Source organism: Cupriavidus sp. PB-02 (assembly GCF_058252315.1).
In genome coordinates, this window is record NZ_CM177694.1 from 4213840 (window position 1) to 4225398 (window position 11559).

At 70.5% G+C, this 11559-nt stretch carries 12 protein-coding genes and 1 tRNA gene; 9 read left to right on the forward strand and 4 right to left on the reverse strand.

All coding sequences use genetic code 11. From position 1 onward, the window contains the following. Positions 1-11 precede the first annotated feature (11 nt). The 6 genes from AC10V3_RS19925 (at position 12) to AC10V3_RS19950 (ending at position 4476) form a co-directional block, all read left to right on the forward strand. Positions 12-497 carry a hypothetical protein gene (locus AC10V3_RS19925; RefSeq protein ID WP_490922829.1) on the forward strand — a complete coding sequence of 162 codons (486 nt, stop codon included), beginning with the start codon at positions 12-14 and terminating at the stop codon, positions 495-497. Beyond that, a complete protein-coding gene (locus AC10V3_RS19930) occupies positions 494-1015 on the forward strand; it encodes a hypothetical protein (protein ID WP_490922831.1) in 522 nt (173 codons plus the stop codon). The genes AC10V3_RS19925 and AC10V3_RS19930 overlap by 4 nt, the downstream gene beginning before the upstream one ends. Continuing rightward, positions 1012-2820, forward strand: coding sequence for a DNA cytosine methyltransferase (locus AC10V3_RS19935; protein WP_490922833.1), 1809 nt, complete (start codon positions 1012-1014; stop codon positions 2818-2820). Before AC10V3_RS19930 ends, AC10V3_RS19935 begins: the two co-directional genes overlap by 4 nt. 197 nt (positions 2821-3017) lie before the next feature. Next, positions 3018-3188: a hypothetical protein gene (locus tag AC10V3_RS19940; RefSeq protein ID WP_490922834.1), complete on the forward strand. Its 171-nt coding sequence runs from the start codon at positions 3018-3020 to the stop codon at positions 3186-3188. A 2-nt stretch (positions 3189-3190) separates the two neighbouring features. Beyond that, positions 3191-3532 carry a helix-turn-helix domain-containing protein gene (locus AC10V3_RS19945; RefSeq protein WP_490923688.1) on the forward strand — a complete coding sequence of 114 codons (342 nt, stop codon included), beginning with the start codon at positions 3191-3193 and terminating at the stop codon, positions 3530-3532. Next, positions 3445-4476: a tyrosine-type recombinase/integrase gene (locus tag AC10V3_RS19950; RefSeq protein ID WP_490923690.1), complete on the forward strand. Its 1032-nt coding sequence runs from the start codon at positions 3445-3447 to the stop codon at positions 4474-4476. Before AC10V3_RS19945 ends, AC10V3_RS19950 begins: the two co-directional genes overlap by 88 nt. A gap of 54 nt (positions 4477-4530) precedes the next feature. Here AC10V3_RS19950 and AC10V3_RS19955 read toward each other — a convergent pair. Further along, positions 4531-4606, reverse strand: a tRNA-Arg gene (locus AC10V3_RS19955). Positions 4607-5071: 465 nt separating this feature from the next. Between AC10V3_RS19955 and AC10V3_RS19960 the strand changes: the two genes are divergently transcribed. Continuing rightward, positions 5072-5956: a c-type cytochrome gene (locus tag AC10V3_RS19960; RefSeq protein ID WP_454752518.1), complete on the forward strand. Its 885-nt coding sequence runs from the start codon at positions 5072-5074 to the stop codon at positions 5954-5956. Between the two features lie 71 nt (positions 5957-6027). Here the strand turns inward: AC10V3_RS19960 and hemN are convergent, their stop codons facing one another. Then, the gene (hemN, locus tag AC10V3_RS19965) at positions 6028-7506 is read right to left on the reverse strand and encodes an oxygen-independent coproporphyrinogen III oxidase (protein WP_349604408.1); all 1479 of its coding nucleotides are present in this window, start codon (positions 7504-7506) and stop codon (positions 6028-6030) included. Between the two features lie 207 nt (positions 7507-7713). Between hemN and AC10V3_RS19970 the strand changes: the two genes are divergently transcribed. Beyond that, positions 7714-8847 carry an ABC transporter substrate-binding protein gene (locus AC10V3_RS19970; RefSeq protein ID WP_022536972.1) on the forward strand — a complete coding sequence of 378 codons (1134 nt, stop codon included), beginning with the start codon at positions 7714-7716 and terminating at the stop codon, positions 8845-8847. Here AC10V3_RS19970 and AC10V3_RS19975 read toward each other — a convergent pair. Both AC10V3_RS19975 and AC10V3_RS19980 read right to left on the reverse strand, forming a co-directional pair. Beyond that, entirely contained in the window at positions 8833-9990 is a 1158-nt protein-coding gene (locus tag AC10V3_RS19975; protein ID WP_349604405.1) for a sensor histidine kinase, read from the reverse strand. The two genes, AC10V3_RS19970 and AC10V3_RS19975, sit on opposite strands and share 15 nt — an antisense overlap. Next, the gene (locus AC10V3_RS19980) at positions 9987-10724 is read right to left on the reverse strand and encodes a response regulator (protein ID WP_022536974.1); all 738 of its coding nucleotides are present in this window, start codon (positions 10722-10724) and stop codon (positions 9987-9989) included. The genes AC10V3_RS19975 and AC10V3_RS19980 overlap by 4 nt, the downstream gene beginning before the upstream one ends. 246 nt (positions 10725-10970) lie before the next feature. Here AC10V3_RS19980 and AC10V3_RS19985 point away from each other — a divergent pair, with 246 nt between their 5' ends. Next, positions 10971-11468 carry a Spy/CpxP family protein refolding chaperone gene (locus AC10V3_RS19985; RefSeq protein ID WP_490922837.1) on the forward strand — a complete coding sequence of 166 codons (498 nt, stop codon included), beginning with the start codon at positions 10971-10973 and terminating at the stop codon, positions 11466-11468. Positions 11469-11559 lie beyond the last annotated feature (91 nt).

Genomic DNA, 11559 nt, shown 5'->3' on the forward strand with positions numbered 1-11559 from the left:
CTGGAGAAACCATGCCAGCCAGCAAACATCGCAAGTCCCGCCGGCCGCGCCCCGCGCGCACCTGCGGCCTGCCCGTAATGTTCCGCTTCAGCCGCAACGCCGAAGTGGACCTGCAGCTCATCCCGCATGTCGAGCTGAGCAAGATCCTCGACGGGACCGCCACCGAGGCCGCGTGGCACACCCTCGCATTCCGCATCAATGTCGGGCAGGTGGTGGCCACCCTCTATTACGCCGACAACCAGGCGCTGCGCGACGCCATGGACGCTGCCGTAATCGCGGTGGCCGACGTGGGCAAACGGTTTGCGAACCGTGGCGCGCTGGGCGTCACCGGCGACGAGTTCCGCGCGATCGGCCAGGGCCTGAACCTGACCGACGACATGCAGCGCGCCTGCACCCGCCGCCAGCTGCTGGCGGCGACGCTGCAGGCCGAGCGCCGCGCAACCGCCCAGGGCCCGGTAGCAGCCGGCCAGATCGTTCACCTCGCAGAAGCAGCATGACCGACATCACGACGTCCCCCCAACCTGTGCCCTATGTCCAGCGCGTGGCGCAGCTTATCTGCACCGGCCTGTACCCCGAGGCCGACGCCGCCGGCAAGACGCTGGCCGATTTCCCGAAATCGACGCGCGAAAACCTGCTGACCATCGCCGAGGCGATCCTGCTGGAAACCACCACGGAAGCGCAGTCCGCGCAGCGCTACGCCTGGTGGGTGACGGCGCGGGGCGAGCTGGATGGCCTGGCGCCCGCGCAGCTGCTCATCGGCGGCGCGCTGGACACGGCCGACGGCACGCCGCTGGCGGTGGACGCACACCAGCGCGGGCATTTGCTGAAGCCGTGGCGGGAGCGCCTGGCCATGCTGCTGCAGCTGCTGGCCCTGCCCGGATCCGAGGTCGGCGGCCTTGCCGCGCTGGAATTCCGGCGCGCCTTCTCGAGCGCAGAGTTGAGCGCGGCCATGTGCTTCACGTCCCCGCCGTGCGCCGGGGTGGCACGGCCGCGGGATGGCAAGGAGCAGGCATGATCCGGCGCAGCTACAACAGCTTCGGCTTCTGCGCTGGCCTGGGCGGGGGCGCCAAGGGCTTCAAGAAAGCGCTGTCTCGCGTCGGCAACATGGAGGCCGCCTGGGACTGCCTGGGCGGTATCGACGTGGATCCGGCCGCCGCGCGGGATTTCGAGCGGCTGGTGGGCGTGCCGTGCACGGTGATGGACCTGTTCACCCGCACGCAGTACACCGCCTTTCACGGCGCCGAGCCACCCGCCGGCTGGCGCGAGGCCACGGCCGCGGACGTCCGGCGCGCCGCCGGCAACCAGCACCCGCACTGCGTCTTCATTTCCTCGCCGTGCAAGGGCGCCTCGGGCCTGCTGTCCGAGACGCTGAGCCGCACGCCGAAGTACCAGGCGCTCAACGAGCTGACGCTGCGCTGCGTTTGGCTGATGTGCGAGGCCTGGAAGGACGACCCGGTCGAGCTGATCGTGTTCGAGAACGTGCCGCGGCTGGCCACGCGCGGCCGGCACCTGCTGGACCAGATCAAGCAGCTGCTGGCCCACTATGGCTACGCCGTCAGCGAGACCACCCACGACTGTGGCGTGATCGGCGGCCTCGCGCAGAGCCGCAAGCGCTTCCTGCTGGTGGCGCGCCACACCGCCAAGGTGCCGGCGTTCCTGTACGAGCCGCCGGTCAGGCGCCTGCAGGGCGTCGGCACGGTGCTGGGACGCATGCCGCTGCCCGGCGCCGCGGCCGCCGGCCCGATGCACCGCGTGCCGTCGCTGCAGTGGAAGACGTGGGTACGCCTGGCCTTCGTCGAGGCCGGCAGCGACTGGCGCAGCCTGAACCGGCTGGCCGTCGCCGACGGCCACCTGCGCGACTACCTGATCGTGCCCGAACACCGCGACGGCTACATGGGTGTGAACCGCTGGGAACAGCCCGCCGGCACCATCGCCGGGCGCAGCGGGCCGACCAACGGCGCCTTCTCGATCGCCGACCCCCGCTTCGCACAGAGCGCGAAATGGAACGACGGCCAGGCCTACGGCGTCCTGCCCTGGGCGCAGCCTGCCGGGACCATTGCCGGCCAGCAGAACCCCGGCCAGGGCTACTACACCGTCGAGGATCCGCGCCACGCCGGGCCGGCCAAGCACAACAACGAGTTCCGCATCGTGCGCTGGGCCGGCGCGGCGGGCGCAGTGACCAGCGCCCACGGCACCGGCCAGTGCGTGCAGGATCCGCGCGCCGTGTCCGGCTTCCAGGGCGCCGGCAAGTACCGGGTCACCGGTTACGGCGAGACCGCCGGCACCGTGATCGCCCGCAGCGACAGCGGCCAGGGCGCCTTCGCCGTGGCCGACCCCCGCCCAGGCATGCAGCGCCAGCCTGGCGACGCCTACCTGACCGGAGGGCACTACGGGGTGGTCGGCTGGCACCAGTCCAGCGGCGCGGTGTCGGCCGCGGCCGGGCACGACAACGGCCGCTGGTCGGTGGCCGACCCGCGGGTGCCGGCCGCGAACGACAAGCTGGTGGCCATCATCCGCGCACTGGACGGCACTTGGCACCGGCCCTTCACCACGCTGGAGCTGGCCGCGCTGCAGTCGCTGATCGAACCCGAGGAATACCTGGAGCTGGACGGCTTGAGCGACCAGGCCTGGCGCGAGCGCATCGGCAACGCGGTGCCGCCGGACGCGGCCCAAGCCATTGCCGAGGTGATGGGCACCACGCTGCTGCTCGCAGAGTCCGGCGAAACCTTCCAGCTGTCGGCCACGCCGGTGTGGGTTCGGCCGGTAGCCGTCGCCCTGTCCGTGGCCCAGCAGGGGGAGGCAGCATGTCACCGCGACTGAGGCACCGGTGCCGAAAGCAGGGTCTCTATCTCCCGGCGCGCCAGCTGGGTCGCCTCCTCGAGCGCAGTGGCCCTGTTCGGGCACCACTCGCCCCCAGACCGCATTGGCTGCCCGCTGACCTTGTACTGGAAGGCCCAGCGCGCCCTGGAAATTTGAGACAGGAAGACCGTGAATTCGACGGAGTGATGGAAATCGGTATGAACCATTTTGGTGATTTTGGCGTGTGCGGCGACGACCGCCGCAACGCCGAGGCTAACGTCACGACTTCGTCTGGCGCGCACTTCCGCTGGCTGTGGGTCCGCCTCGCTGGCGCCTGGGCGGCAACGCGGCGGGGGGGCGAGTTCCGACGGGTCGACGGTGCGGCATGACGATGCTTGGCACGACGATCGACCTGGGCGCCGCGGCCCAGCTGCTCGGCGCCCACCCAGAAACGGTGCGGCTGAAGGCCAAGGCCGGAGCGCTGCCCGGCCGCAAGGTCGGCAAGCGCTGGATGTTCTCGAAGATTGCCCTCGAGCGCTACCTCGCCGGAGAATGGATCCCGCGAGTTGTGCAAGGCGATCAGGCAAAGGAAGGTGAGCCATGTCGCTCTTCAAACGCAAAGGCAGTACCAAGTGGTATTACAAGCTGTACCCCCCTGGAGGCGGCACGCCGCTACAGGGAAGCACTGGCACCAGCGACGCCCGGCAGGCGCAGGAGTTCCACGACCGGCTGAAGGTCGACCTATGGAACCAGGCGCGGCTGGGCCTGCGCCCGCGCTACACCTGGAACGACGCGGTGGTGCGCTACGTGACCGACCGGGCCGGCCTGGCCAGCCTGGAAACGTCGAAGATCCACCTGCGCTGGCTCGACCAGCACCTGGGCGGCGTGGAGCTTGCGGCGATCGACCGCGACCGGCTCGACGCGATCGCGCAGGCGAAGCGGACCGAGCGGCGCACGGTGCGCACCCGCCAGGGCGTCAAGGAGTTGCCCGGCACCGTCAGCGCCGGCACGGTGCGGCGCGTGGTCGGCGTGCTGACCGCGGTGCTCAACGCCGCGGTGGAATGGGGGTGGCTCGACAGCGCGCCCAAGCGCAAGCGCACCAAGGTCGTCAGCAAGCGAATCCGCTGGTTGACCGCGGCGCAGGCGCAGCGGCTGCTGGCCGAGCTGCCCGAGCACCTGGCCGACATGGCGCAGTTCAGCCTGGAGACCGGGCTGCGCCGGGCCAACGTGACCGGGCTGCGGTGGTCGCAGGTGGACCTGGTGCGGCGCGTCGCCTGGATCCACCCGGACCAGGCCAAGGCGCGCAAGGCGATCACCGTGCCGCTGTCGGACACGGCGATCACGGTGCTGCGCCGGCAGCTGCCGAAGAAGCGGGATCCGGACCAAGTCGAGGCGGTCTTCGTCTACCGCGGCAAGCCGGTCTACCAGACCAGCACCGCGGGCTGGCGCAAGGCGCTCGCGCGGGCCGGCATCCGCGACTTCCGCTGGCACGACCTGCGCCACACCTGGGCCAGCTGGCATGTGCAGCGCGGCACGCCGCTGCAGGTGCTCAAGGAGCTGGGCGGGTGGGAAACAATGGAGATGGTGCAGCGCTATGCGCACCTGTCGGCGGATCACCTGACGCAGTGGGTGGCGCCGCTGACCGCGGTGCCGGCGCCGAAGCTGGCTGCAGTTTAGCTACAGTCGCCCTTCGCGGCGGTGGTGGGAAATGCGGGAAACCCTTGTGGGGATTGGCGCGCCCGGCTGGGATCGAACCAGCAACCCCTGCCTTCGGAGGGCAGTACTCTATCCATTGAGCTACGGGCGCACAGGACGGTTTTGCAACCGGTTTTGCGGGTACAGCGGTTGCGGCCAGCGAATGCCGCCGCAGGAAAGTCGCATAGGATACCGCTTTTGCCCGATGCCGTCCATGCGGGCCCGCCAGGGGCGTCGTGCGACGTCTCGGAACCGTCGCTTTTGGGCACTGGCAAGGGGGCTTTGGCGCTATAATCGCCAACTATTTGCGTCAAATCGTGCCCGCTGTGCAATCCATGACGCCAGTCGATCAAGGTCAAGGTTGCGCGGCCCGTTGTCGGTGACAATCGGGGCCCGGTCCGGGAGACAGTCCGAAGCACGCAAATAGCAACAGACCCAAGTCAGGCAAAGGCCGCAGGGCAGCACGGGCGGTCCGGATGGGGCCAGGTAGTGGTCATGCAAATGGCCGGGATCGGGCCAGAAAAAGCAAGCCGAGCGTGAGCGGCCAGAAGGTTTCCTGCAAAACTGAGAGTTCTGTATGAGCGACGTCCACAACGAACACCCCGAACACGAGTCTCCCATCAAGACGCCGAAGCAGCTGATCGCAGTTGTGATCGCGGCTTTCCTGGTGCCGATCATCGTGATCATCCTGCTGGTCAACTTTGTCGGACACGGCTCGACCGAAAGTGCCGGTGCGGGCACCACAGCAGAAGCCATCAACGACCGCATCAAGCCGGTCGCATCGCTGGAAATCAAGGATCCGAACGCGCCGCGCGTGTTCAAGACCGGTGAACAGGTCTACAAGGAAATCTGCGCCGCTTGCCACGCCACGGGGGCGGCGGGTGCGCCCAAGTACGGGACCGCTGCGGACTGGAGCGCACGCATCGGCCAGGGCTTTGACGGCCTGATGAAGTCGATGCTCAACGGCAAGGGCGCGATGCCGCCGCGCGCCGGCAGCACCCCGGACGACTATACCGATTACGAGCTGGCCCGCGCCGTGGTCTACATGGCCGATGCCGGCGGCGCCAAGTTCCCTGAGCCGCCCGCCCCGGCAGCTGCCGCCCCGACGACGGCCGCGGCCCCCGAGGCAGTTGCCGCGCCGGCTGCCGCCGCTGCGCCGGCGGCTCTGGCCGCGCCTGCCGCCGTGGCACCGGCTGCCGCTGCCGCCCCGGCCGCCGCTTCGGCGGAAGTCGGCAAGAAGGTCTACGAGCAAGTCTGCGCCGCGTGCCACGCTGCCGGCGTGGCGGGTGCGCCGAAGTTCGGCGACAAGGCCGCTTGGGCGCCGCGCCTGAAGGAAGGCATGGATGCGGTCCACAACTTTGCGCTCAAGGGCAAGGGCGTGATGCCGCCCAAGGGCGGCTATGCCGGCCCGGACGCCGACGTGATCGCCGCCTCGGACTACATGGCCAACGCCGCCAAGTAAGCCCGCCAGCCGCAAACAGAAATGCCCGCGTCCGCGGGCATTTTTTTCGTCCGGAGCATCGGTGCGGCGCGCTACACGACGCGCGAGTAGCGAGCCCGCGGCACGAAGCGGATCGGCTGCGAGCCGTCATTTGCGGCTTCGACACTGGCCTCGGGCGCGCGCGCGGCGTCCTCGCGCAGGTAGCGGTCAAACACCATCGCCACGCGCCGCACCAGCAGCCGGCCCAGCGGCGTCACGGTGATGCGCCCGGGTTCGCACTGCACCAGCCCGTCGGCAGCCAGGCCGCCGAGTTCGGCGAGCTCAGGCGCAAATGCCGCACTGAAATCGATGCCGTGCCGGGCTTCCAGCGCCGGCAGGTCGAGCACGCCGTTGCACATCAGGTCGCCGATGATCTCGCGCCGCAGATGGTCGTCCGCGCTCATCGCCACGCCGCGCGCCAGCGGCAGACGCCCTGCATCGAGCGCGCCGTAGTAATCGTCCAGCGTGCGCGCGTTCTGCACATAGCGCCCCGCGATCGCGCCGATCGCCGAGATGCCGAGCCCGACCTGGTCATAGCCGGCGTGGGTCGAATAGCCCTGGAAGTTGCGCTGCAGGCGGCCTTCGCGCTGGGCGATGGCAAGGTCGTCGTCGGGCAGCGCAAAGTGGTCCATGCCGATATAGACGTAGCCCGCCGCGGTCAGCCGTTCGATGGTCGAGACCAAGATGTCGAGCTTCTCGCCGGCGGGCGGCAAGGCGTTCTCGTCGATGCGGCGCTGCGGCTTGAACACATGCGGTAGGTGGGCGTAGCTGTAGACCGAAAGCCGGTCGGGGCGCAGCGCCAGCACCTGTTCGATGGTGCGGCCAAAGCGCGCCGCGGTCTGGTGCGGCAGGCCGTAGATCAGGTCCAGGCTGACCGAGCGGAAGCCGAGGGCGCGCGCGGCGTCGACCACGGCGCGCGTCTCTTCGAACGGCTGGATGCGGTGGATGGCCTGCTGCACCTCGGGGTCGAAATCCTGCACGCCCAGGCTGACGCGGTTGAAGCCAAGCTCCGCCAGCAGCGCCATGCGCGCGTAGTCGACGCGGCGCGGGTCGATCTCGATGGAATGCTCGCCGTCGGCGGGCAGTTCGAAATACTTGTGCAGCAGCGCCATCACGCGGCGCATTTCGTCGGGATCGAGGAAGGTCGGCGTGCCGCCGCCCCAGTGCGACTGGAGCACTTGGCGGCGCGCACCGAGCTTGTCCGCCACCAGCGCCATCTCGCGGCCAAGGTAGTTGACGTAGCGCGCGCTGCGGCCATGATCGCGCGTGATGATCTTGTTGCAGCCGCAGTAGTAGCAGATGTTCTCGCAGAACGGGATATGCAGGTACAGCGACAGCGGTGCCGGCGCACTGGCGCGGCAGGCGTCCAGCGCGTCGTGGTACAGCGACAGGTCGGGGCCGTTGCGGAAGCGGTCCGCGGTCGGGTACGAGGTGTAGCGCGGGCCGTTGCCATCGATGCGGCCGGCCAGCGCGCGGAAGTCGGACAGCGCGCGACGGTCGAGCGCAGGGGAAGTCATGGCAGACGGTTTCATGGGGGCGCGGGGGATCGGGTGTGTGACGGCCCATCGTAGGGCCGCGGCGCGGCCGGCGCGTTGACCGTCGTCAAAGCGCGGCGGAACCCATGCGCGACGAGCCCCTCGCTGGTGGGGGGCGGGCGTCACATCTGTGTCATGCGTGCCGGATACGCTGCGCGCGGCCTGCGAATACCGCCCCCCTCACCCATCTCCGCTCCCCGTACCATGCCTATTCCCCTGTCGCCTCGCCTGCGGCGCGGCCACGCGCATCCACCCTCCGCAGCCAAACGCCGCCTGCTGCTTGCCACCGCGGCCGGGCTGGCGCTGCCTGCCCTTGTCCAGGCCCAGGCGCCCGCGCGCCACACAGTGGTGGTCGGCCACCTGCTCGACCGCACTGGCGCGCAGGCCGACCTGGCGCGGGACTACCTGGCCGGGGCCAAGGTGATGTTTGATGCACTCAATGCCGGCAACGGACCGGTGCGCGTCGTCCATGTGGTCCGAGATGCCGATGCCGACCCGCGTCGCGCACTGGCACAGGCGGTGGCCCTTGCCGATGGCGAGCGCGCGGAACTGCTGTTCGGCCCCGGCGACCGGCTGCTGCCGGCGCTGGCCTCCTCAGCCGAACTCAACCGGCGCGGCGTGCAGATCGTGGCGCCACTGTCGGGACTGGCGCTGGCGGCGGAGAACGTCTGGTTCACCCGCGCCGACTACCAGGCCGAGCTGGACGCGGCGGTGAAGCAGCTGCGCAGCTATGGCCTGACCAGCATCGCGCTGGCGGTGTCGGGGGAATTTGCGGCGGGCGGCACGTCGGGCGCGCAGTGGCTGGGCCGGCTGGAGGCGCAGACCGGCACGCGCGCGGTGCCGCTGGACGGCAATCCCGACGCCGCCGCGCGGCGCATCGCCGCGACCCGTCCGGGCGCGGTGATCGTGGCTGGCGATACGCTGGCCTATGCCGGCCTTGGCCGCGCATTGGCCGCGCAAGGCTGGTATGGCTTTCTGGTCGGACTGTCGTCGGTCAGCGCCACCGCGGCGCGCGAGATCCTGGGTAGCGGCTACACCGGTGGCATGGTGCTGACGCAGATTGCGCCGGGCCCGCAGCAGGCCACGCTGCGCGTGGTGAAGGAGCACGTGGCGCGCATGAAGCAGTACCTGGACGAGCCGCCGTCGGCGGCGACGCTGGCGGGCTATATCGGCGCGGCGTGGCTGGCGCGGGCGCTCGCCGGGCTGCGCGGCAGCGGCGCCGCCGAGATGCGGCGGGCGCTGCAGGGGCGTGTCGACGTGGGCGACTTTGCGCTGGACTTCACCCGCGGCCAGCGCGGCTCGCAGTACGTCACGCTGGCGGCGTCAGGCGCGCGGTAGCGACAGGCGCGCGCGCAGGCCGCCTTCCGGGCGGTTGGTCAGGGTGAGCTCGCCGCCATGGCGCGCGGCGATGTCCGCGGCGATCGACAGACCCATGCCGACCCCGCCGGTGGCGCGGCTGCGCGAGGACTCGATGCGGTAGAACGGCTCCATCACGCGCTGCAGTTCGTCAGGCGGGATGCCGGGGCCGTCGTCGCAGATATCGATCAGCACCCGTTCCGCGCTATCGGTCAGCACGATGCTGGCCGCGCCGCCGTAGCGCCGCGCATTCTCCACCAGGTTCACCACCGCGCGCCGCAGGTCGGACGGGCTCGCCAGCAGCGGCTGCGCCTGCCCGCTGAGCGCGACCTCGTGGCCGGTCTCGGCGGCGTCGTCGACCACCGCCTGCAACAGCGCCAGCACGTCCACGCGCTGGCGCGGGCCGCTGGCTTCATCGCGGTCGCGCAGGTAGTACAGCGTGGCGTCGATCAGGCCGTTCATCTCGGCCAGGTCCTGGCGCAGGCGGTAGCGCACTTCGCCGGCCTGCTTGCTGTCGATCCCCTCGCTCCCATCCATGCGTTCGATGCGCAGGCTCATGCGCGTCAGCGGCGTGCGCAGGTCGTGCGATACCGCCGCCAGGAAGCGCGACTGCTGCGCCAGCTGGTTGCGGATGCGCTGCTGCATATGGTTCAGCGCCTGCGCCGCGGCGCGCGCCTCGGCCGGGCCGGCGCTTTCGTCGAGCGGCGCCGCATGGACGTCCTGCGCGAGCCGGCCGGCGCCGCTGGCGAGTTGCTGCACCGGGCGCGCCAGCAGCCGCGCGCCGGCCCACGAGGCCGCCACGATCGCGGCCACCTGGAACAGCAGGCCGATGTGCGGCGGCCACGGCCAGCGCGGCGGTGGTGGCCGGTGCGGCGCGCCGGCGTCGGCGCCTTCAGGCGGCGGACCTGGACGCCATTCGCCCGGAGGCGGCGGGCCCGGACGCCACTCGCCCGGCGGCGGCCCGCCCGGTCCGTCGCGCAACGCGCGCTCCAGCCCCGGCCGCGGGAACAGGTTTTCGATCACGGTCATGCCAAGCAGGTGCACGGCCAGCATGATCGCGGCCATCACCACGAACAGCCGCACGAACATCGAGTCATAGCGCGCCAGGCGCCCGGTCTTGCTCATGCTTCCAGCGTCGCGGTAAAGACATAGCCCTCGCCGCGCACGGTGCGGATCAGCGTGGGGTCGCGCGGGTCGTCGCGCAGCTTCTGGCGCAGCCGCGACACCAGCAGGTCGATGCTGCGGTCGAACACGTCGAGCCCGCGCCCGCGCGCCTGGTTGATCAGCAACTCGCGGTCGAGCACGCGGTTGGGCTGCTCGACAAAGGCCAGCAGCAGGCGGAATTCGGCATTGGACAGCGGCACCACCACGTCGTCGCGATCGACCAGCTGGCGCAGCGTGGTATTCAGGCGCCAGTCGCCGAAGCGCAGCTCGTGCCCGGACGGCGCGGCGGCACGGCGTGCTTCGGCGCCATTGCCGCGGCTGCGGCGCAGCACGGTGTGGATGCGCGCTACCAGCTCGCGCATCTCGAAGGGCTTGGTGACGTAGTCGTCGGCGCCCACTTCCAGCCCGACCACGCGGTCGGCCAGCTCGGCGCGCGCGGTCAGCATGATCACGGCGACATCGGTCTGCGCGCACAGCTCGCGGCACAGTGCCAGGCCGTTCTCGCCGGGCAACGACAGGTCGAGGATCACCAGGTCATACGGCGTGGCGGCCATCGCCTGGCGCATCTCCACGCCGCCTTCGACGCCATCGGCCTGCATGCCGAAGGTGGACAGGTATTCGGCCAGCATGGAGCGGATCTGGGGATCGTCGTCGACGATCAGCAGGCGGATGGGAAGCGTGGGGGTGAATTCCATAAGCGAAGGGATCGGCATATGCCGGCGGCAGGCGCCGGCGCCGAGGGGCATGCGGTGCCCCACTTTACCAGCCCGCGATGACCCCACTGTGCCCGCTTTGTATCAACGCTGATACGCAGCCTGGCCGGGGCACCTGGCTTGTACGCGAATGCAATACGGGCCTGACCAAGTGCTCAAGCAATGCGGCGCGCCCTTCCCTAGCATGGACCGGCATTCCAACAAGCTACCCAACCACAGGAGAAGTCCATGCCCGCCCTACCCGCCCTGAATGCCCGGCTGCGCGCCGGCCTGTCCGTGCTGACGCTGTGCGCCGCCTGCCTGGTCGCCTTGCCGGCCAGCGCGCTGCAAGCCGGCCCGCTGCCCGGCGCCATGCCGCCATCTGCGCCGGCAACCGCCGAGTCGCTCGGCCTCAATCCCGCGCAGGCGCGCCTGTGGCAGGCGGCCCGCAGTGCCACGCGCGAAGCCGAGGCGCACGCGCTCGAACTGCGTGCCCGCTTCGTGCGCGAGACCGCGGACGAGTCGCCAGACAACCCGCTGCGCCCGCGCGTGCAGGCCATGGAGCGCCTGCATGAAGCGTTCGACCAGGACCGCCGCGCGGTGCGTGAATGCTGGCTGGCGCTGGACGACAGCCTCGACCCCGCGCAACGCAGGCGCCTGCGCGGCTTGCCCGAGGCGGCGCACTGGCTGGGCCTGCCGCCGCACGCGGCGATGATGGCGCCGCCGCCGGGCGGACTGCAGCGGTAGGTACGCGCCCGCCGCCACGAAAAAATGCCCCCGCACGCTTGCGCGCCGGGGGCCGGAGAACAGGGAAATTCCGAACGCGAGGTCCGGTACG